Origin of the sequence: Methanimicrococcus stummii (genome assembly GCF_032594435.1) — an archaeon.
Lineage (GTDB): Archaea > Halobacteriota > Methanosarcinia > Methanosarcinales > Methanosarcinaceae > Methanimicrococcus > Methanimicrococcus stummii.
Genome location: NZ_CP131062.1, coordinates 1,040,187 through 1,059,294 on the forward strand (window position 1 = coordinate 1,040,187; position 19,108 = coordinate 1,059,294).

21 protein-coding genes are annotated in these 19,108 nt (G+C 44.6%); 5 read left to right on the top strand and 16 right to left on the bottom strand.

The genetic code is table 11. The annotated features are described in order from the left end of the window. Nucleotides 1-36: 36 nt before the first annotated feature. The 4 genes from MmiEs2_RS05090 to MmiEs2_RS05105 all read right to left on the bottom strand — a co-directional run bounded on the left by MmiEs2_RS05090 (nucleotide 37) and on the right by MmiEs2_RS05105 (nucleotide 3,072). Nucleotides 37-783 (bottom strand): HemK2/MTQ2 family protein methyltransferase, encoded by a 747-nt coding sequence (locus tag MmiEs2_RS05090; protein WP_316558800.1) that lies wholly within the window; start codon nucleotides 781-783, stop codon nucleotides 37-39. 30 nt (nucleotides 784-813) lie between these two features. Then, the gene (locus tag MmiEs2_RS05095) at nucleotides 814-1,134 is read right to left on the bottom strand and encodes a hypothetical protein (RefSeq protein ID WP_316558801.1); all 321 of its coding nucleotides are present in this window, start codon (nucleotides 1,132-1,134) and stop codon (nucleotides 814-816) included. A 168-nt stretch (nucleotides 1,135-1,302) separates the two neighbouring features. Next, complete coding sequence (gene rsmA / locus MmiEs2_RS05100; protein ID WP_316558802.1) at nucleotides 1,303-2,190, bottom strand: 16S rRNA (adenine(1518)-N(6)/adenine(1519)-N(6))-dimethyltransferase RsmA; 888 nt, start codon at nucleotides 2,188-2,190, stop codon at nucleotides 1,303-1,305. A gap of 132 nt (nucleotides 2,191-2,322) precedes the next feature. Continuing rightward, nucleotides 2,323-3,072, bottom strand: a complete 750-nt coding sequence (locus MmiEs2_RS05105) for a DUF655 domain-containing protein (RefSeq protein WP_316558803.1) — start codon at nucleotides 3,070-3,072, stop codon at nucleotides 2,323-2,325. A gap of 356 nt (nucleotides 3,073-3,428) precedes the next feature. Here MmiEs2_RS05105 and MmiEs2_RS05110 point away from each other — a divergent pair, with 356 nt between their 5' ends. Then, a complete protein-coding gene (locus MmiEs2_RS05110) occupies nucleotides 3,429-4,007 on the top strand; it encodes a phosphatase PAP2 family protein (RefSeq protein ID WP_316558804.1) in 579 nt (192 codons plus the stop codon). A gap of 269 nt (nucleotides 4,008-4,276) precedes the next feature. On the opposite strand, the gene MmiEs2_RS05115 is transcribed toward MmiEs2_RS05110, so the two are convergent. From MmiEs2_RS05115 to priS, 4 genes are all read right to left on the bottom strand, one after another. Further along, nucleotides 4,277-4,465 (bottom strand): 30S ribosomal protein S27e, encoded by a 189-nt coding sequence (locus MmiEs2_RS05115; protein ID WP_316558805.1) that lies wholly within the window; start codon nucleotides 4,463-4,465, stop codon nucleotides 4,277-4,279. Between the two features lie 5 nt (nucleotides 4,466-4,470). Then, entirely contained in the window at nucleotides 4,471-4,749 is a 279-nt protein-coding gene (locus tag MmiEs2_RS05120) for a 50S ribosomal protein L44e (protein WP_316558806.1), read from the bottom strand. 179 nt (nucleotides 4,750-4,928) lie between these two features. After that, nucleotides 4,929-5,699 (bottom strand): DNA replication complex subunit Gins51, encoded by a 771-nt coding sequence (locus MmiEs2_RS05125; RefSeq protein ID WP_316558807.1) that lies wholly within the window; start codon nucleotides 5,697-5,699, stop codon nucleotides 4,929-4,931. Beyond that, nucleotides 5,689-6,918 carry a DNA primase catalytic subunit PriS gene (priS, locus tag MmiEs2_RS05130; protein ID WP_316558808.1) on the bottom strand — a complete coding sequence of 410 codons (1,230 nt, stop codon included), beginning with the start codon at nucleotides 6,916-6,918 and terminating at the stop codon, nucleotides 5,689-5,691. Before priS ends, MmiEs2_RS05125 begins: the two co-directional genes overlap by 11 nt. A 150-nt stretch (nucleotides 6,919-7,068) precedes the next feature. Here priS and rqcH point away from each other — a divergent pair, with 150 nt between their 5' ends. The 4 genes from rqcH to MmiEs2_RS05150 all read left to right on the top strand — a co-directional run bounded on the left by rqcH (nucleotide 7,069) and on the right by MmiEs2_RS05150 (nucleotide 11,227). Next, complete coding sequence (rqcH, locus tag MmiEs2_RS05135) at nucleotides 7,069-9,321, top strand: ribosome rescue protein RqcH (protein ID WP_316558809.1); 2,253 nt, start codon at nucleotides 7,069-7,071, stop codon at nucleotides 9,319-9,321. A gap of 78 nt (nucleotides 9,322-9,399) precedes the next feature. Beyond that, entirely contained in the window at nucleotides 9,400-9,825 is a 426-nt protein-coding gene (locus MmiEs2_RS05140; RefSeq protein WP_316558810.1) for a VOC family protein, read from the top strand. A gap of 61 nt (nucleotides 9,826-9,886) precedes the next feature. Continuing rightward, the gene (locus MmiEs2_RS05145; RefSeq protein ID WP_316558811.1) at nucleotides 9,887-10,954 is read left to right on the top strand and encodes an mRNA surveillance protein pelota; all 1,068 of its coding nucleotides are present in this window, start codon (nucleotides 9,887-9,889) and stop codon (nucleotides 10,952-10,954) included. 78 nt (nucleotides 10,955-11,032) lie between these two features. After that, complete coding sequence (locus MmiEs2_RS05150; protein ID WP_316558812.1) at nucleotides 11,033-11,227, top strand: hypothetical protein; 195 nt, start codon at nucleotides 11,033-11,035, stop codon at nucleotides 11,225-11,227. Nucleotides 11,228-11,321: 94 nt separating this feature from the next. Here MmiEs2_RS05150 and trxA read toward each other — a convergent pair whose 3' ends face one another. From trxA to glyA, 8 genes are all read right to left on the bottom strand, one after another. Further along, on the bottom strand, nucleotides 11,322-11,597 hold the full coding sequence (gene trxA / locus MmiEs2_RS05155; RefSeq protein ID WP_316558813.1) for a thioredoxin: 276 nt from the start codon (nucleotides 11,595-11,597) through the stop codon (nucleotides 11,322-11,324). Between the two features lie 64 nt (nucleotides 11,598-11,661). Beyond that, nucleotides 11,662-12,459 carry a coenzyme F420-0:L-glutamate ligase gene (cofE, locus tag MmiEs2_RS05160; RefSeq protein ID WP_316558814.1) on the bottom strand — a complete coding sequence of 266 codons (798 nt, stop codon included), beginning with the start codon at nucleotides 12,457-12,459 and terminating at the stop codon, nucleotides 11,662-11,664. Nucleotides 12,460-12,636: 177 nt separating this feature from the next. Then, the gene (locus MmiEs2_RS05165; RefSeq protein WP_316558815.1) at nucleotides 12,637-13,512 is read right to left on the bottom strand and encodes a methylenetetrahydrofolate reductase; all 876 of its coding nucleotides are present in this window, start codon (nucleotides 13,510-13,512) and stop codon (nucleotides 12,637-12,639) included. Between the two features lie 85 nt (nucleotides 13,513-13,597). Next, nucleotides 13,598-14,209, bottom strand: coding sequence for a methylenetetrahydrofolate reductase C-terminal domain-containing protein (locus MmiEs2_RS05170; protein WP_316558816.1), 612 nt, complete (start codon nucleotides 14,207-14,209; stop codon nucleotides 13,598-13,600). 301 nt (nucleotides 14,210-14,510) lie between these two features. Continuing rightward, nucleotides 14,511-15,440 carry a hypothetical protein gene (locus MmiEs2_RS05175; protein WP_316558817.1) on the bottom strand — a complete coding sequence of 310 codons (930 nt, stop codon included), beginning with the start codon at nucleotides 15,438-15,440 and terminating at the stop codon, nucleotides 14,511-14,513. A 329-nt stretch (nucleotides 15,441-15,769) separates the two neighbouring features. Beyond that, entirely contained in the window at nucleotides 15,770-16,603 is an 834-nt protein-coding gene (gene folP / locus MmiEs2_RS05180) for a dihydropteroate synthase (RefSeq protein WP_316558818.1), read from the bottom strand. Between the two features lie 136 nt (nucleotides 16,604-16,739). Further along, nucleotides 16,740-17,603, bottom strand: coding sequence for a tetrahydrofolate dehydrogenase/cyclohydrolase catalytic domain-containing protein (locus MmiEs2_RS05185; protein WP_316558819.1), 864 nt, complete (start codon nucleotides 17,601-17,603; stop codon nucleotides 16,740-16,742). 139 nt (nucleotides 17,604-17,742) lie between these two features. Next, a complete protein-coding gene (gene glyA, locus MmiEs2_RS05190; protein ID WP_316558820.1) occupies nucleotides 17,743-18,978 on the bottom strand; it encodes a serine hydroxymethyltransferase in 1,236 nt (411 codons plus the stop codon). Between the last annotated feature and the right edge of the window lie 130 nt (nucleotides 18,979-19,108).

Consider the following 19,108-nt stretch of genomic DNA (forward strand, 5'->3'; position numbering starts at 1 on the left):
TAAGATATAAAATCAAAAAGAAAAGAACAGGAAAACTTAAAGCCGTTTTCCTTTCAAAACGATTAACTCTTCAAACGAACATTTTTTAGTACCCACTGTTGACGCTGAAAAACCGTATTTTTCCATTTCTGCAATCACTTCATCAAGCCCCGTAATGGAGGAAATTAAAAGCAAAAAGAAACCGTCTGATTTGAGATAAGCACCGACTTGGCTTAAAAAAAGATTGATGCTGTCACGCCCGTCAGCGCCGCCGTCAAAAGCATAATTCAGCATACCACCGACTTTTTCATCATCGGATGTCGGCAAATACGGCGGATTGAATAAAATTAAATCAAACCCGGGCGCGGGCTTTGCAGGCGGCGCGTCTTCAACCGGCGTGTCAATCGAACGAAGAAGGCGCGGTTTTTCAAATATTTCAAACATGTCGGATTCAAAAGCGCGAACGCCGTTCATCTTAGCACAAGCGACCGCATTCGGATTGATGTCAACCGCCATCAATTGCAGATTCGGAAAATGATTTTGAACGAAAGCGGAAACAAACCCCGAACCGCAGCCGATTTCAAGAGCGAAAAAGTCATCGAAATTGTTCTTGCTGCCGTTGCTATTGCTGCCGTTTTCGTTGCCGCCGAATTGTGCTGAAAGTTCGGAAACCGCGCAGTCCGCCAGCAAAAAAGTATCTTCGGCCGGCTCGTAAACGTCTTCCAAAACGGATACTTTTGTTCCTTTGTATTCCACTTTCGTGACAATGACAGGTGTTTTGTTGTCAACGGTTTCGTCAGTCATTCAAATGCCTCTGTTTTTTGGTCGTTTTAATTATAATTTTTTAATTGTAATTTTGATAAATCCTTTCTTTTCAGAATCGTATGAATATTGTTTGTAAATTTCGGGATGATCTTGTTTCAGCTTTTTTGAATCAAATTTCGGAGTCGTTTTAGGCGGAACGTATTGAATTTTGGAGAACTCAGTTTCGGCATAATCAACTTGATTTTCTCCCATTTCAAAAAACAACTGTTCCCTCAATTCATATTCCGCGTTTTCCAAGTCTTTTCGTTCCGCGACAATCATTTCAAGATCTTTTATGAGATTCAGAATCCGTTCTTGATTTTCGGAAGGGATGTCATCAATCGGAATCATACCAGGCATCTCCGGAAATGGTTTTTATTGAACTTATTGGAATTGATGAACTTATTGATGATGAACATAAACGTAATACACAATGTTTGGATTTAAATTTAAACCACATACAGTGAAAGTATTCAAAATAAATTTATTCAAAGTTAATTCTTGATTAATTGAAAGAGTTCAGCTTCTGAGTTTAAGATAAAGCAAATTCGAAAAGTGGGCGATGTCTCCCGGCGACAATTCTTCGGCGCGCATCGACAAAACGTCGCCGACGGTTTTACCCGAAAGTTTATCGGAAACGGAAGACGCGGATGGATCAGATTTTGAATCAAACGGCTGATCCGAAATTTGATTTAAAATGTCTTTCAGATTCGGAATTTCCGTGTTTAACGGACTTCCGAGAAGCGTATTTTTAATTTTTTTCCGGCGCTGTGAAAACAGCGCCTTCGTGACCGAAAAGAAAAAGTCTTCGTCGGCGACGGCGTACGCGGCCGGCCTCGGAATGAGTTGAATGACGGCGGAATCGACTTTCGGCGCGGGCTCAAAGGAACTTTTCGGAACTTTCAGAACAAAGGACGCGTCCGCTTTGTATTGAACATGAACGGAAAGGCGGCCGTAGTCTTTGCTGCCGGGATTTGCAACCAAGCGCTCCGCAAATTCGTATTGATACATCAAAACGGCAAGATCGAAATTCGATTGCAGGAGTTTAAGCGTGACATCCGAAGAAATGGAATACGGCAAATTGGCAACGATTTTGTTAAACGGCAGTTTTGATAAATCGACATCCATGACGTTTCCGTGAATGATTTCAATGTTTTCGTAAACGGATAAACGAGATTTTAAAACGTGAATCATTTGCGGATCCAATTCGATGATAATCAGTTTGGAGACGCGCGGCGCAATTCTTTCGCTGAGATTTCCGATGCCGCCGCCGATTTCAAGAACAATATCGGAAGGGTCTAATTGAGCGGCATCAACAATTTCATCTAAAGCGGCGGCGTCAATCAAAAAATGCTGATCCATTTTGCCGCCTTTGACATTAAACTCTTTCAGGATTTGACGAACCATAATAATCTCAATCGTTTTCGTTAAAAATAAATAAAAATTCAAAAATGTAAAAAACAAATAAAATAAAAGAAATCGAATGAACGATTTCAGTTTTTGAATTAAATTGTCGGATCGGGTTTGAAAAAAATTAAATCAAAACTCTCGCCGACCGCTGCCGCGCCCGCCGCTGCGATTGCCGCCGCCGTGTCTGCTGCCGCTGCCGCCTTGGTGTCCGCCTTCTTCCGGATTCATCATTGAACGAGAGGGAGGCGCCGCAAAGACGTAGTATTTCTGGCCGCCTTTCATTTCTTCGATGACGCGCTGGACAATCAATTTTTCGGGATTATGAAGCGCGGGAACGCGCGCTTTTAAATCGGCAAATCCTTCAAACGGTCCTTTTTTGGATTCTTCCAAAACGTCAAGCATCAGCTTTTTGCCGACGCCCGGAAGCAATTCCAAACTGTTCTGGCGCATGGAAAGCGGCTTCGCTTCACTGAAAAACTGAACAAAACGGTCTTCGTTCGCAACGACATAATCTTCCAAAACGAGCGGCAGCTCCAGCTTCGCGCCGTGGGAAAGATCGTCGTAAGGAATGCGCGACTTAACACGCTCGACATATTCCTCATCTTTTCCGCCGATATGCGTTTTAATATGAAGCGGCGGAATTTTGCCTTCAATCGGAATCAATTCCATCAAAATCAATTTGTTGTCGCCGAGTGCGTGAATAAGCGGTTTTTTCTGATAAACCGGACGGTTGTCCGTTTCCCTGCCGTACGGGAGATAATCCAAAACCCAAACCCATTCCTCGCGGTCATCACGCGCGCTGTCCGGTTTCCTGTCGCCGTGGCGCTTGTGTTCAAACGTAGGGTCTGCTCTCGGTCTGTTCGGGGTTTCATCAGTCATAATATATACTCTCCGTTATTGTTGTCGAAAATGAACGTCAAAAGAATCGACAAGTAATACTGATCATGATTAAAAAATTCGGAATTCGGAAGAGATTCCAATTCAACCATGTCAGATAAATAATTCAATAATTCAATACAATTTAAATTTCAGTTGCGGTTAAATAGTTAACACCTTAATTTGTTGATAAATCAAATATATTCCCTCAATCAAAACTCAATTCCGGATTGAATCTTGATTTTTATTTTAAATAATAAATGTAAATTCAATATGGTTTTATTTATACACTTCAAATATAAATAGAAAACTCATATAGAAAACGACAAAAACAAAACCGAAACATTAAGGCTCGAAAAATGATGAACTTAATCGAATATATTCAAATGATTGACACCGCCGCAATGATGCAAATTTATCTTGCCGGCGGAAATTCATTTTTGGATTTTGCCGCCGTTTTGCTCTCTTACCTCGGCACATTCCGAGCCGGCGCAATTCTTCTCGCAATTATATTCGCCCTGAAAAAAGAAACAAGACCGCTGATTTTCATATTGGCAGTCGCGCTCCTCGCAAGCAGCGGCACAACCGGAATCATCAAAGACATTGTCGCGCGCCCGCGCCCGTACGTTGAACTCGGATTGGGCGCGGCAGACATATTGATACAAGTGCGCCCCTACGTTTCATTTCCATCAGGACACACGGCAACCGCTTTTACAACCGCCGCCGTTGCCGCATATTATTTCAGAAAATGGGCGGTGCCGCTTTTTCTCGCCGCTTGTATTGCAGGCCTTGCCCGAATTTATTTATTGGTTCATTATCCGTCGGATGTAATTGCCGGCGCTGCAATCGGAATAGCCGTTGCCGCAATTGTGATTTATGTGTTTGAGCGGGAGCGGCGGCGCGCGCGTGAAGACGACCATTTTGAAGAAAACGGATGAAATCGGGCGTTTGTTTTTTGAATTTCGTGCTTAAAAAATTCAATCATTGATTTTTTTGCGTTTCCGATTGGAGTCAGGTTTGCACTACGCTGCTGTCGCAGCGGTGCCCGCCGCGCGCGACCGCACAGATTTATCAAAAAAGAGAAATGAAAATCAATCTCTAACTTTCAAAAAAATGAATCGAAAATCAACCTCTGTTTTTTAAAAAAGCGTTCGCTGTACAATAAAATATTTCAAAAAAATAAAAAAAGAATGAAAGAAGTCTCGAATTATTCGAGAACTTCAAGAATGTGGGTGGTAATGTTGGATTTGCCGCCCGTGCATTCGGATAAAACTCTTCCGCAGTTGTTGCAGACAACCTTTCTGCTGGCGCTGCCGAAAATAATTTGTTCATTTTCACAGTCGTTGCATTTCACGCGCAAGAATCTGCTTTTGGGTTTGTTTGTATAATCTGTCATTTGCCTCACTCCACAAATTCGAATTTCTTTGCTCTAAAGCCTTTTCTCTGGTGCGCTTTTTTGCATTCCGTGCATCTGTATTTGAGCGCGACTTTCTTGGTCGGTTTGTCACCGCCGGGAACCTTAGAGAATTTACCGGCGTTACCGATACCGGTTTGTCTTTTCTTTTGTCTGGCAATCATTGTAAGAGAGGAGGCTTTGCCTTTTTTAACTCTCTCCAAAGAGATTTCCGTGTGCTTTTTGCAGAACGGGCAGTATGTTTTAATGTTCTTGGGCATCTTCATGATGTTCACCTGCGATTCCTTATAACATCCGCGGGATAAGCCCGCGCGGAATTTGTAAAATATAAAAGGATCCGTTGCCGGAATGATACAATCGGTCGCGCGCTTTTGAAAAACAATACGCCGTTTCTCACAATTTATATCGGGACGCACATCCGAGTCGGGAAGCTGTTAAAAACACATCAAGACTCCGGATTGCCTTCGGAACTGCCGGTTATACCTAAGGCGACGCCGCGCTTAATCAGCAAATTCGCATTTGCGGCCGGCAATTCGACCTCATCCTGCGCATGAAGCTGATAAGTACGTTTATCTTCGCCCATAAATTCAGGTAAATCCTTTAATATTCGGACAAGAACGTAATTCTCATTTATAAGATTTGCGGAGGCCTCAGACGGCGCTGCAGGGTCGGAACCGTTTGCCGCAGAGTCGGTGGAGTTTGATCCGGATGCTGATTCCGGTTTGGTTTCTTTCGGCTTTTCGGATTTGGATTCTTTTTGAATCGGCATCTGACCTTTTTGATTTGTTTTGAAAACCGGTTTTTCGTCGTCTTTGTCCGCGTCAACCAGCTCTGCGATTAAAGCCGTTCGCGCTTTTAAAATCGCCTGAAGAACATCTTCGTAAAGTTCCTGTTCGGCCGGCAATAATTTATCGACATCTTTTTTCAAAAGAATATTTTTAGAATTGGTAAATGCACCCGATGTCGCGCGCTCAACGACTTTGCCGGCGCGTTTCATGAAGACGGTTTCGGCATCGGTCACAAGTCCGGAAAGTTCGTCTTCCAACATCTTGTATTCAACAGATCTCGGGCGGCCGATTTTTATCATTTCCGCTTCCAGATTTTTAGCGGCGGTTGCTGCCGTCGAATAGAAATCGGAGGGGATCGGCTTTAAATCGCGCGCCTTTTCTCTGCGAGCCGTTTGTTTGACTTCTTCAAGCGTTTTATCAATATCCATAATTTGCAACTCCCCTGCACATTAAGTAGACAGCGGCGTATTCGGGAAGTTCTTCTTTCCCTTCGGTGACGGAAAACTCTTGTCCGTTCAGCAGGAACGAAAACGGACGCTGAATTCGAACTTTTGTCGGCTTGTCGTCAAATGCCAGCGAATCGGTCAGCGGATCGTAACCGGGAAGCTGATCGAATGAAAGCGTCTGCACTTCAAAACCGGAGCCGCCGTGAAGCGATCCCGGGAAGCGGATGAGTCTTTTGATGTCGCCCGTCACAGGCTCGTCAACGCTCGCGCCGGCATCGACACCGAATTCCGCGACGGTTTTCTGAATGATGTGTTCAATGATCGTCTTAAAATCTTTAACGGGAAAATCCAAACGGCCTTTTTCCATAATTTCGGAAAGCAGCGTTTCATCGGAAGCCAGAACGGCTAATTTTTTCAGAGTCGTATCTCCCGCGATTTTATTTTCCTTTAAGTCTTTAAACATTTCCTTCGGATTTTCTTTTCCGATTTCCGCTTCGGATCTCAAATAATCTGTGACATAGCCGGCAATTCGTTTCCCCCAGCCGTTTTCATGTCCTTCCAAAACCCATTTCGTCGGGATTTTGCCGCGCTTGCCCATAAATTCTTTGGAGCCTGCGCCGGCATCGCCGACCATTGCGACTTCTTTGAAGAAAAATTTGAAATCCAAATCGCGGCCGCTGATGTAATTGACGATTTCGCGGCGTTCGGCGCTGTCGAGCTGAGAAATTTTATCGTCATAAATGTGAAAGTGATAACCGCGCCCGCCTGAAAAGACGAGTTCGATGTTGTTTTCTGAAAATCCGAAGTCATCGACCAGGAAATCGGCGAGTTTGAGCGATTCCGCTTTGACGTGATCCAGCATGTCGGAATACGTCATTTTCGCGCCCGGCAGGTGGTCGGCGTCCAAATCGAAAATCAGGTCGGCACCTTTCCAGCCTTTTTGATCCATGCGCGGCGCGCCCGGCATATCGTAATACGCGACGGAATAATAAACATGTGCCGGCGCCATGCCGACTAAATATTCGGAAACTTCGTTGAAAGAGCCGAAATATTTGTGGCGTTTCATAACAACATCGGGCATCGGGTCAAATGAAATAAAACCCCATTCGCGAGACGTAAACGACGGCGGCATCTGAAAATCTAAATTCTTGTAATACGATTGAAATCTCGCTTTTAAGAAACGCTTTGTCAGCTCGTCCATTTATCGTACCGCCTTGAATAAAAAATTGTTTTTGAAATGAAATATGGAATATGAAATTTTGAATGCTTAAATTTTTTCAAACTTTGAACTCTGAATGTTGATAATATTTATAGACATTTTGTTATTATATATCTTTTAATGAAGCAGGAAATGACGAGCGCCGATGTGGCGGCGATTGTTGCGGAATTAACGGCCGGCGAAACGACATTGCTTGACGCGAAAGTCGAAAAAATCTATCAGCCGGACGAAAATGAAATCCGCTTAAATTTATTTGTCAGAGGCCAAGGCCGCGTGAATTTAATTATTGAAAGCGGCAAGCGTCTGCACATGAGCAGGTATCTGAAAGAATCACCGAAAGTGGCGCAGAGTTTTCCGATGCTGCTTCGAAAATATATTATGGGCGCAAGAATTATTTCAATCGAGCAGCACGAATTTGACAGAATTGTTAAAATCGGCATGATGCGCGGCGGCGAAGAAACGATTCTCATCGCCGAACTTTTCTCGAAAGGAAATGTCATTTTAACGGACAAAGAAGGAAAAATCATTCTGCCGATGAAGCCGATCACGTTTAAGGAGCGAAGAATTCGCTCAGGCGAAATCTACGAGCTTCCGAAAAACCAAATCAATCCGATGAAAACGACAATCGCAGAGATGAAAGAAATTTTGTCGGCATCGGACAGAGACGCGATTCGAACACTTGCGAATCAATTCAATCTCGGCGGCCTTTATTCCGAAGAAGTTTTCAAAAGATGCGAGATTGATAAAACAAAACCGGCCGCCGATTTAACGGACGGCGAAATCCAAATTATTTATGACACGATTAATGAAATGCTCGCGCCGATTCAAACCGGAAATTTCAGCCCGCGCTTGATTTTAAAGGAAAAGAAAGAAAAATCGAAGGCAAGCGCGGAAGAAAAATTGGAAAACCCCGGCGCGGTTTTGGCTGTGGCAGGCGGCGCGGCAGCAGACGGCAGCGGCGCAGTGACAGCACCTGATCCTGCCGGCACAAACACAGACAGCGCAAACCTGTCCGGCGGCGCGGCAGCAGCCGACACCGGCGCGCAAGCGGAAACCCCGGAATTCGTTTTACCCGAAAATATGGAAATTGCCGACGTTGTCGCTTTGGATTTGGCGCAATACAAAGATTTGCCTTTTATTGAATTCAAAACGTTTTCGGAAGCGCTTGACGAAGCTTTCGGCAAAGCCGCGTTAAAGGTTGTTGAAACGAAAAAGGAAGAGGTCAAGCAGGACAAAAAACTCGGCATTTACGAGCGCCGCTTGAAACAGCAAACAGAAACGATTGAGAAATTCAATCGAGAGATTGAAAAGAATACAAAAGTCGCCGAGGCGATTTATTCCAATTATGCTTTTGTCGAGTCGATTCTGAATGTTTTAAACGCATCGCGCGATAAGGGTTATTCGTGGGACGAAATTAAGAAAATTATTGAGGCCGCGAAAAAAGAAAACTCCAACGAAGCCGCGAAAGCAATCCTTTCGATTCAGCCGGCTGAAGCGTCTGTGACAGTGGATTTGAAAGAGTTTAAAGCCGTCCTCGATATTCGAAAAACGATTCCGCAGAACGCGAACGTTTATTACGATCAGGCGAAGAAGTTTGAGAAAAAGAAAGACGGCGCGGAAAAAGCGCTTGCCGACACGCAGGCAATTATTGAAAAGAAAGAAAAGGAAAAGAAGGAAGACAAATCCAAAGGAACGGAATTCGTGCTCAAACGAAAGAAGCACTGGTATGACCGTTTCAAATGGTTCATCTCTTCTGACGGATTTTTGGTTGTCGGCGGCCGTGATTCGGATTCCAACGAAGAAATTTTCAAAAAATACATGGAAAAGCGCGACTACGTTTTCCACACCCAATACCCCGGCGCGCCGCTGACGGTTGTCAAAAGCGAAGGAAAAGAAGTTCCCGAAAGCACGCTGCAAGAAGCGGCAACGTTTGCCGTTTCCCACTCAACGCTTTGGAAAAGCGGCAGCGCATCAGGCGACTGTTACATGATTAAAGGCGACCAAGTTTCAAAAACGCCGGAAACCGGCGAATATGTCCCGAAAGGATCTTTCATCATCAGAGGCGAGCGCCGCTACTTTGAAGATGTCACGCTTGAACTTGCCGTCGGCTTGGAATTCAAGCCCGAAACCAGAGCGATCGGCGGTCCGATTTCAGCCGTCACGAAAAACGGCTCTTACGTTTGCGAAATAATCCCCGGAAAATTCAACCAGAACGATTTGTCGAAGAAAATATATCGCGCGTACACGGATTTAATCAAGGACCAGAAGTTTTTGAAACAAATCGCGTCTCCGGATTTAATTGCGATGGTCATGCCGCCTGGGGAATCGGATATAAGGGAAGGTCCTGACGGCGGAAAATCGAATCAAAAGATTGAAAATGAGTGAGCAACTCAAAATAAAAATTATGAAAATGCTGCCTCGCGCGCGGCGGTGAACAGACAAACAGAATTAAGAGGCAAAATTATGAACGGCGTAGAAATTGATATTATCGTAACAGACAGCATCAAAGCGCTGGAATTATATGAAAAAATCTTTGATGTTGAAAGAATCGAAAACACAAGTTTTGAAAAAGGATTAAACGAAGCCGTTTTTACGATTTACGGCACGCGTTTTCATTTCTTGGATGAAAATCCCGATTACGGCATGATTGCGGCAAATCCCGAAGATCCGAAACCGTTTTGGATAAATGTTCTTGTGCCTGACATTTCTGAAACGTTTGAAAAAGCGATGAAAGCAGAATGTACCGAAATTTCGCCGATTACTGAAATTGAAACGCACGGCGTTAAGACGGCGATGTTTTCAGATGTGTTTGGATTGATTTGGCAATTGCATGAAATTGTCCGCGAGATTAATTTTGAAGAACGGATTCAGGCTTACCAATCAGAATAATCAAAAGAAGAATCAAACGTAACCAAAAAAATAATCAAAATCAAAAATAACGGACGATAAAATGAAAGTGCTCAAAAAAGATTTGAAAGGCAGAAGCGGCGAGATTTCACTTTTAGCGGAGACTTTGGAAGACCTTTGGCACTTGAAATACATTATCGATCCGAATGATTTGATTTTCGCGCTCACGAAAAGAAAGCCGGAAGGCGCGGGTGATAAGATTCGCCCGGAAAAATTGGAAAAAGTCACGGTTCGCCTCGGGATTCGCGTTGAAAAGGTGGAGTTTCACAAATTCGCGAACCGTCTGCGTATTCAAGGTGTGATTGAGCAGGGGATGGATGCCGGAATGCATCACACGCTCAACATTGAAGAAGGCATGAATTTATCAATCGTCAAAGATGAATGGAAAAACGATCAGTTGGAGCGTATTAAGGAAGCGGAAATTGCCGGCAAGCAGCCGTCGGTCATTATCGTCGGGATTGAAGAGGGTGACGCCGACATCGGTCTTGTTCGCCACTACGGGATTGAGCCGTATTCTCACATTCGCCAATCTTCCGGAAAAAGAGAAAACGGTCTTCGCGATGTTTTCTTTAAGGAAGTTGCCGACCAACTGAATTTCGTGTATGATGAAAACGCGGCCGTTATCGTTTGCGGTCCGGGTTTTACGAAGGATGATTTTATGAATCATTTCAAGAAAGCGTATCCGGAAATCGCGTCCAAAACCGCTGTTGAAGACAGCTCGATGATTGGGATTCCGGGTTTCCTGGAAGTTTTAAAGAAAGGCTCGATTGATAAAATCATGCAGGAATCCCGTCTTTCTCGCGAAGCCGCGATGATGGACGAGCTGCTCAAAGAAATTGCAATCGACGGCAAAGCGGCTTACGGGCCGGCGGAAGTGAAAACGGCGATTGATTACGGCGCGGTTGAAACGCTGTTGGTCGCCGATGAGAAATTGCGCGAAGAAAGAGAAACAGCCGCGAATGCGAATGATTTGTCGATTGAGAAAATGATGAAAGACGTTGAAGCCGGCCAAGGAAAAATCATTGTTTTCAGCACGGAATTTGAACCCGGCCAAAAGTTAAATTCGCTCGGCGGAATCGCTGCGATTTTGAGATACAAATTGGCGCAATGATTGATTTTAAAACGAAAAATAAAAACGAAATGCAATTTTGAAATTTTTTAAAGACATCACAAGTCGGGTGCTGTCATCATGCCATCTGTTTCTTTTAAGAGCAGCCGTTCGCTTCGCGAACGGGGCGATGTTACCTTACTGTTTCTGTTTGCTGCGGCCACCTTGCCGATTCCGTTTTGCGCTGTTACCTTGCCGCTCCCGGCCGGCAGCCGCGCCGCCTGCGCCGCGCGCGTATGCCGCAATTTCAAAAATATTGGAAAAACGAAACCCTGAATTTTAAGAAATGAAAAAGCAAAGCTTACTTAAGAAATTGAAAAAATGACTTTTGCATTTGAAAAAAGAAATGAAATAAAAAAAGAAAATGAAATCAGAGATATTTCTCGATTTCCGTTTCCAATTTATCTTTGGATGTCAAACCGACGAAACTGCTGACCATTTCGCCGTCTTTTAAAATCGCGATTGTCGGGATGGCGTGAATGGAATATTGACGCGCCATTTCCTGGTTTTCGTCAACGTCGATGACGCGGAATCCGACAGTGTCTTTGTATTTGGCTTCTAATTCTTCGATAATCGGTTTTTGCATTTTGCAGGGACCGCACCAGGCGGCAGTGAAATCAATAACTTCTAAACTCATTTTTCTCACCTGTATTTTAATAAGAGATAATTAAATAAAATTATGTACATCATTAAATAACTTTTGTTTTTCTTTACGGTTCTTTTTCACTTTTTGAAAGGACGCCCCAATACATACATTCTTCGGGCGAAATTGTCGTAATCCCGAACGCCTCTGAATCAAAAACGGCGTTCGCGTTTCGAATCAGCGCAAACGGCGTGCTTTCATTGCTCTCACCCATCACGGCTTCGGCGGCGGATGCCAGGTTGTCGGCAACGGCGACGCGCGTCACGGACAGCGGCCGCCCGAACAAATCCGTTTCACCGCGTTTGTCAACGGTTGCCAAAAAGCCGGCGGCGCCGATTGCAACGCCGGTACATCCGAGGCGAAGCGGCTGCGTTCGGCTGTCGGCAACGATAACGCCGACGGAAACCCCGAACTCATCAAGAATGAATTTCGCAATCTCTCGCGCGCTTTTTGTCGGATTTTCGGGATACAAAATAACGCAATCATTCGGCGCGTTGGAATTATCAATCCCGGCATTCGGGCAAAGCAAACCGTTTTTGAGCGTCAGGAGAACGCCGAAAACACCGCCGAAAATCACATCGGACTCGCGAATGACAAGCTCGGCTTCGCGCGCGTCGATTTGATATAATTTTTCAAATTCCAGCGCTTTCGCGCTCGGCTGAATAGTTGATAAATGAGCGACGCGGTTTTCAGCAGTTGCCAACGCGGATTCGGCGATAACGAAAATATCGGAATCCTTTGGAAAAACGTCCGCGCGCGAAAACGCGACTTTGATTTTTGAAAAAATATCATCGCCGGGATGAATTAAATCACTTTTGAGACCGAAAATTTCAAGCGGCCGATTCGAATTTTGAGAATGTGACATGAAAAAACCTTTCAAAATTGAATAAAATTAACAACGGTAAACAATAACAAAATCCGCCATTCATTAAAAGAATTGCGGAAAAACAAAGCGGAAGAAAATGAAAAATAAAACAAAAAATAAGAAATCAGACGAAAAATGAAAAACAAAATGAAAAAATAAACGTTTTTTCAATTTGACTCAAAGAACGCGCGCTGTTTTCAGAATTTTTTCGGTATAAGTGTGCGCGCCGACCGGCATCATATGAATGCCGCGGCAAACCGGCTTGAGCTGCTTGATGAGTTCAGCGGCAATTTCCATTCCTTCCGTGACGGGATCTTCCGCGTTTTGAATCCGCGCGTGAATCTCATCAGGAATCGTAATTCCCGGAATATTATTGTCCATGTAGCGCGCCATTTGAGCCGACCGAATCGGAATAATTCCGGCGATAATCGGAACGTCGGTGTCGACTTTTTCTAAAAATTCCTTGAATTTGTCAATGTCAAAAATCGCCTGCGTTTGAATAAAATCAACATCAAATGAAAGTTTTTTCTCAAGCTTCATGATTTGCAGGCGTTCGTTCGGGTCCGCGTTTGAAACGACGCCGACGCAGAAATCAGGTGCGCCGGAAAGCGCGTTCCCGGAAAAATCAAACCCGCTTTTGAGCTGCGCAATTGTCTGCAAAAGCTGAACGGAATCTAAATCGTAAACGGGCTTGGCAGTCGGGTGGTCGCCGCAGCGCGGGTGGTCGCCGCTCATGACAAGGAGATTCGGAATGCCGAGTGCTGCTGCGCCGAGCAGATCCGCTTGGAGGCCGATTCTGTTTCGGTCGCGGCAAGTCATTTGCATAACCGGATCGGAGCAACCGTTTTCAATCATCAGGCGCGCAAATGCAAGAGACGACATATGAAGCGTCGCGCATTGGTTGTCGGTCACGTTAATCGCATCGGTGAATCCTTGAATCAGTTTCATATTTTCAATTGCTGATGAACAATCGATGCCTTTCGGCGGTGAAACTTCGCCGGTGACAATAAATTTCGGCGATTTTAATTTCTCTTTAAATCCTTTCGAACCCATATTAACCCCGGAATGCGCGCTTAATATTCCCCAAATTTGCGCGCTTGATTCCTGATTTTTATAAATGACACACCTTTTTGAAAAGTTATATTTTATGATTTTTCGGCGTTTGAATATTTTGAAGCGTCGGAATCAAATGAATCGAATCCATTTTTTGTTCAATCAAATACCAAACGCAATCGGTTTCGCGAACAACTTCGCATTTGCCGTTTTTGGAACCGCCGCAAGGACCGTTCATTTGAGATTTCGGGCAGCGCGCATTCGGGCAAATTCCGCTGAAGTCGCCGATGTTGCATTCGCCGCACATAATACAAAGATTTTCGGAAGGATGCAAACCCAAACAGCCGCCAAGCGACATGGTTTCATTCGTTCCGGAAACGGGAACGTCGGTGACGGAAGAAACAACAGAAGTTCCGCTGCCGCAGCCCATGACCAAAATACAATCGGCATCTTTGATTTTTTCATTTTTCTCAATCAAATGGTCAAAAGAGCGAACGCTGCAAGCCGCCGTCGGTAATGCCCAGCCGAGAATCGGATGACCCGCTTTTTCCAAGCGGTCTGCAAGCTCTAAGACTTCGGGCTCGCCACCCGTCTTCATTTTTGCGGCGCAGACATTACAGCCGACAATGAAAATATTATTCCGCCCTTCGACAAAAGGGAGAATTTCTTCAAACGGCTTCGCTTTGGTAATAATCATAGCAGATCTAAAATGGTTTATTGTAATCGTTTTTGGCTCGAATTTATGAAAAAACCGCCGCTTAAAAGACGGAAAATTTTGACAAAATCGAAAATCAGAATATCATGATATATGCTTTATTTGTATATAAAGTTAAAAGAAAAATAACTCGAAAATAAATAAAATAAATCGGAGAGAATAAAAACGAACCGAAAAACAAAACACAGAAAAATGAAATAACAAAAAAATGAAAGCAAACACAGAAAAATGAAAAATAAAAAAGAAAGAAAATGAAAAGTCATTTTCTTAAAAATTCAAACAATTATTGTTTTCTTCTCATAATTAAAGCGCCGGCGATGCCGATACAAGCGATTAAACCGATAACGCCGACACCGGGAATACTGCCGTCGTCGTCGCTGTCACTGCCGCTTCCGGAGTTCTTTGCAGAAACCGGCATAACAAAAACGGCTTGATATTGATCGTCACCGATTTCGCCTTCCTGGTTCAGCGCGACAAAAGTCCAAACGCCTTCTGAGGGGACGCCTGCTGAAAATGTCGGGTCCGCATTAGATTTAACGTGAACAAGCGTGTGTGCGCCCGGACCGTTTGCTTTCATCTGAGAGGGCGTTGTATAGATGCCGACTTCGACGGGAAGCGGATTAAGAATGTCTTTGGGGTCTGTCACTTCTTGTTCGAAGAATTTCATGTCGCCGGTTAATTTAAAAGACAGGGAAGAGCCGGCCTGAATATTTCTCGGATCTGCCGTCGGGTTAAGAACAACGGACGCGCCTGTTTTAAGACCGGATTTTCCCAAGTTGTCCCATCCGGTTGAGCTGTCGCCTGCATAAAGAACGGTAACGGATGTTCTTTCGCGTGTTTGGACACCGTTGTCGTCATAGGCTTTCTGGTCGCTGTAAACGTAGTAAACGCCTTCCTGATCAAGTTTGATGTTGGAAGAATACCAGTTTGCCGTAACGATTGTGTCGTCGCCGACATCGTAGGAAACGTTGGAGGTTGAGCGTGTCAACGTAACAGGCGCAATTGTGCCGTTCGGATAAATGACTTGCTGCGACATATTAAATGATTCACCAATTTCAGCATAATTTGCTTCGGAGGGGTGAATAATATAAAGATAGAGTTTGGCAGTGTCGCCGACATTGAAATAGAAATCATCGGCAGTAACGTTTACGGATTTTGCCTGGTCAGCGCCCGGAAAAACAATAACCGAGTGCGCCGCCGCCGGCATAACCATAGCGAGCATAAATAACAAAACAAGGGTCAATGAAAAAATTTTTCTCATAAAATCAAATCCTTTAATTAAAAACCAATACCAATGAAAGGTTAAACAGTTTCAAGAATGAATAAAACTCAAACATTTTTACTTCATTCAACAAGATAGAATACATTAATTAAAATATAAGCATATTGGTGAAAATAAACAAATTAAATTGATTTAAAAGAAAATAGAATAAAAAAGAGATGAAAGAGACAAAAAAAATAAAAAGATAGAAAAAACATAAAGAAAGTAAATCGAAATTAATTCGATTTTGGAGAAAAATGGTGAAATAAATTCGTCAAAAATCACAATTCCTTTTGATTTCGAATGGCACTGATGACTTTAACAGCATCGGCTGTTTCCGAAACGTCATGCGTTCGAATGATATGGCCGCCTTTGTAAGCGGCAATCGTTGCCGCGGTCAAGCTTGAAATCAGCCGATCTTCCGCCGGTTTTTCAATGACTTCGTTTAAGAAAGATTTTCGGGAAACGGCAACTAAAATCGGCATTTCAAAAACGCCGAACTTTTCGAAGCGATTAATCACGTCAAAATCATACGCCGCCGTTTTTTCGGGAATCCAATGTCCGACGGCAGGATCAAGAATAATTTTCTGCGGATCAATGCCGGCGTTTTCCGCGTTGGAAATCGCGTTTGAAAGAGAAGACATCACCGCGTCCATTCCGAGCGGGTCGCCCGGCGTTTTCTGCGTTGCCATCAGCACCGCGCAGGCGTTGTAATCGGCAATCACTTTTCCCATGAGCGGATCGTTTTTCAGGCTGGAGATGTCGTTAATGATTTCGGCGCCGAGACTCAGCGCAGCCTCGGCGACACCTGCGTACATCGTATCGACGGAAATCGGAACGGAAATGTTTCCGGAAAGCTCTTTTAACGCTGAAAAGAGACGCGTTTTTTCATCTTCGACGCTGATTGTTTCCGCCCACGGCGATGTTGATCGCGCGCCGACATCTAACATTGTCGCGCCGTCGTCAATCATTTTCTGCGCGGCGTCTAAAATTGAAGAAGAATCGCGAACGGAATTTTTGTAAAACGATTCGGGACTGAGATTTAAAATACCCATCACATGCGGCGGATGGTTTTCGCCGAATGTCAAGCCGCACATTTTTGCCGTAAAAGTCATGAGAGCACCAATGTTTTTATTCGAGATTGTTTTTATTTGACAACTCTGTTTATGATTTTGTTTTTCACAATAAATTAAATTGCGATCACGAATTATATAAACGCAATGAAATAAAAATATTTCATCGCGAATTAAATTATTTTTGCGCGATCATTTCGGCGCATTTGACAACGTGCGTCATCAAAATTGCAATCGTCATCGGCCCGACGCCGCCCGGCACCGGTGTGATGAGAGACGCTTTTTGAATCACATTTTCAAAATCGACGTCGCCGTAAGTTCCGGTCGCATCCGTCGTGATACCGGCATCGAAAATCGCGGCGCCGTCTTTGACCATGTCGGCTTTAATCAAATGCTTGACACCGGTTCCGACAACTAAAATGTCGGCTTCCTTTGTGTATAATTTCAAATCTTTTGTAAAAACGTGGCAGATTGAAACCGTCGCATCGCGATTAAGAAGCATTGCCGCCATCGGTTTTCCGACGATGTTGCTATGGCCGACGACAACGGCGTTCTTGCCTTTGATTTCGACGTTGTATTCTTCCATCAAGCGAATGATGCCTTTCGGTGTGCACGGCACGAGTCCTTCTTCGTTAATCATCAGATTGCCCATGTTAAACGGGTGGAAGCCGTCGGGATCTTTCATCGGCGAAATCGCGTTCATAATCGTCTGCGCGTTGATGTGCGCAGGCAGCGGCAGCTGAACCAAAATGGAAGAAACGGAATCGTCTTCGTTTAAACCGTGAATGAGGTCTAAAAGTTCGGCTTCGGAAATGTCTGCCGGCGGCAAACAGTCTTCGGCTGCAATTCCGACACGTTCGCAGGCTTTGTGTTTCATGCGGACATACATTTGAGAAGCGGGGTTGTCGCCGACCAAAACGGTGACGAGTTTCGGAATGATTCCGTTGTCTTTGAGTTTTTGAGCGGCGGCGGAAGCTTCGGCTTCGACTTTCGCGGCAACAGCTTTTCCGTCAATAATTTTAGAAGTGTCAATATCGGACAAAAAATCACCTTGAGAATTTGAGAATTATTTAAAAATTATTTGAAAATAAACTTAAAAATATGTCAATTGATTAAAATGTTAAAAATGTAAAACAGGCCGGAGAATCCGGCCGAATAAGAATGAACGAAAAATAAAAGAATTATTTGTAAACGGGGAAACGTTCACAAAGTTCTTTGATTTCAAGTCTGATTTTTTCGAGTTCGGCATCGTTTCCTGCGTTTTTGATGGTGCGGGAAATCGCGTTGCCGATGAAAGTCATTTCGGTTTCCTTCATGCCGCGGGTGGTCGCTGCCGGCGTTCCGACGCGAATTCCGCTTGCAATGAATGCTTTTTGTTTGTCGAACGGAATGGTGTTCATGTTGAGAACGATGCCTGCTTTGGCGCAGGCGGCTTCGGCGTCTTTTCCGGTGATGTCAAAGGACGTGAGATCGATGAGCATCAAGTGATTGTCGGTGCCACCGGAAACAATTCTGAAACCGTTTTCGGAAAGCGTGTCGGAGACGACTTTGGCGTTCTTGATAGTTTGGAACTGGTCTTTCTTGAAGTCATCGGAAAGCGCTTCTTTGAAGGCGACGGCTTTTGCCGCGATTGTGTTCATCAAGGGACCGCCCTGAATGCCGGGGAAAACGGATTTGTTAATCGCTTTTGCGAATTCTTCTTTGCACATGACCATGCCGCCGCGCGGGCCGCGAAGGGTTTTGTGCGTTGTCGTTGTCACGAAGTCGGCGTACGGAACAGGGCTCGGGTGCGCGTCTGCAACGATTAAGCCTGCGATGTGCGCGACATCGGCGAGTAAATAAGCGCCGACGGAGTCCGCGATTTCTTTGAATCTTTTGAAGTCGATTGTTCTGGAATAAGCGGATGCGCCGCAGACAATCATTTGCGGTTTGTGTTCTTTGGCGAGTTTTTCGAGTTCGTCGTAGTCGATCATTTCGGTTTCGCGGTTGACGCCGTAGGGAACGATGTTGTAAAGCTGTCCTGAAAAGCTGACGGGGCTGCCGTGGGACAGGTGGCCGCCTTCGGAAAGATTCATGGAAAGAATTGTGTCTCCGGGTTTTAAAACGGAGAAGTAGACGGCCATGTTGGCGCCGGATCCGGAGTGGGGCTGGACGTTGACGTGGTCTGCGCCGAAGAGTTTTTTGGCGCGATCGATTGCCAGATTTTCGGCTTCATCGACGTACTCGCAGCCGCCGTAGTAACGGTTTCCGGGGTAGCCTTCGGCGTATTTGTTGGTCAAAACGCTGCCCATGGCTTCCATGACGGCTTTGCTTGCGTAATTTTCGGAAGCGATCAAGTCCAAACGTGTTTCCTGGCGGTTGAGCTCGCGCTCAAAAACGGCTGCCATATCGGGGTCTTCTTTTTGAATGTAAGACATAAACATCAATTCTCTCAATATTAAATTTGTACTGAATTTCCGCTGCGAATTTGACGCGCGGAAAAATGAAACTATTTTGTAAAAATTGATTAAAATATAAATAAATGACCGCAAAGAAAGACGGATTTTT

Bases quoted from the DNA above. Each gene is read 5' to 3' on its own strand.
- rsmA (WP_316558802.1), bottom strand. From the start codon at position 2,190: ATGGTTCGTCAAATCCTGAAAGAGTTTAATGTCAAAGGCGGCAAAATG.
- folP (WP_316558818.1), bottom strand. From the start codon at position 16,603: ATGACTTTTACGGCAAAAATGTGCGGCTTGACATTCGGCGAAAACCAT.
- MmiEs2_RS05115 (WP_316558805.1), bottom strand. From the start codon at position 4,465: ATGACAGATTATACAAACAAACCCAAAAGCAGATTCTTGCGCGTGAAA.
- priS (WP_316558808.1), bottom strand. From the start codon at position 6,918: ATGGACGAGCTGACAAAGCGTTTCTTAAAAGCGAGATTTCAATCGTAT.
- MmiEs2_RS05110 (WP_316558804.1), top strand. From the start codon at position 3,429: ATGATGAACTTAATCGAATATATTCAAATGATTGACACCGCCGCAATG.
- MmiEs2_RS05140 (WP_316558810.1), top strand. From the start codon at position 9,400: ATGAACGGCGTAGAAATTGATATTATCGTAACAGACAGCATCAAAGCG.
- MmiEs2_RS05165 (WP_316558815.1), bottom strand. From the start codon at position 13,512: ATGGGTTCGAAAGGATTTAAAGAGAAATTAAAATCGCCGAAATTTATT.
- cofE (WP_316558814.1), bottom strand. From the start codon at position 12,459: ATGTCACATTCTCAAAATTCGAATCGGCCGCTTGAAATTTTCGGTCTC.
- MmiEs2_RS05175 (WP_316558817.1), bottom strand. From the start codon at position 15,440: ATGGTTATGCCGGCGGCGGCGCACTCGGTTATTGTTTTTCCGGGCGCT.
- MmiEs2_RS05105 (WP_316558803.1), bottom strand. From the start codon at position 3,072: ATGACTGATGAAACCCCGAACAGACCGAGAGCAGACCCTACGTTTGAA.
- MmiEs2_RS05090 (WP_316558800.1), bottom strand. From the start codon at position 783: ATGACTGACGAAACCGTTGACAACAAAACACCTGTCATTGTCACGAAA.
- MmiEs2_RS05120 (WP_316558806.1), bottom strand. From the start codon at position 4,749: ATGAAGATGCCCAAGAACATTAAAACATACTGCCCGTTCTGCAAAAAG.
- MmiEs2_RS05125 (WP_316558807.1), bottom strand. From the start codon at position 5,699: ATGGATATTGATAAAACGCTTGAAGAAGTCAAACAAACGGCTCGCAGA.
- MmiEs2_RS05095 (WP_316558801.1), bottom strand. From the start codon at position 1,134: ATGATTCCGATTGATGACATCCCTTCCGAAAATCAAGAACGGATTCTG.
- rqcH (WP_316558809.1), top strand. From the start codon at position 7,069: ATGACGAGCGCCGATGTGGCGGCGATTGTTGCGGAATTAACGGCCGGC.
- MmiEs2_RS05145 (WP_316558811.1), top strand. From the start codon at position 9,887: ATGAAAGTGCTCAAAAAAGATTTGAAAGGCAGAAGCGGCGAGATTTCA.
- MmiEs2_RS05150 (WP_316558812.1), top strand. From the start codon at position 11,033: ATGCCATCTGTTTCTTTTAAGAGCAGCCGTTCGCTTCGCGAACGGGGC.
- glyA (WP_316558820.1), bottom strand. From the start codon at position 18,978: ATGTCTTACATTCAAAAAGAAGACCCCGATATGGCAGCCGTTTTTGAG.
- MmiEs2_RS05170 (WP_316558816.1), bottom strand. From the start codon at position 14,209: ATGATTATTACCAAAGCGAAGCCGTTTGAAGAAATTCTCCCTTTTGTC.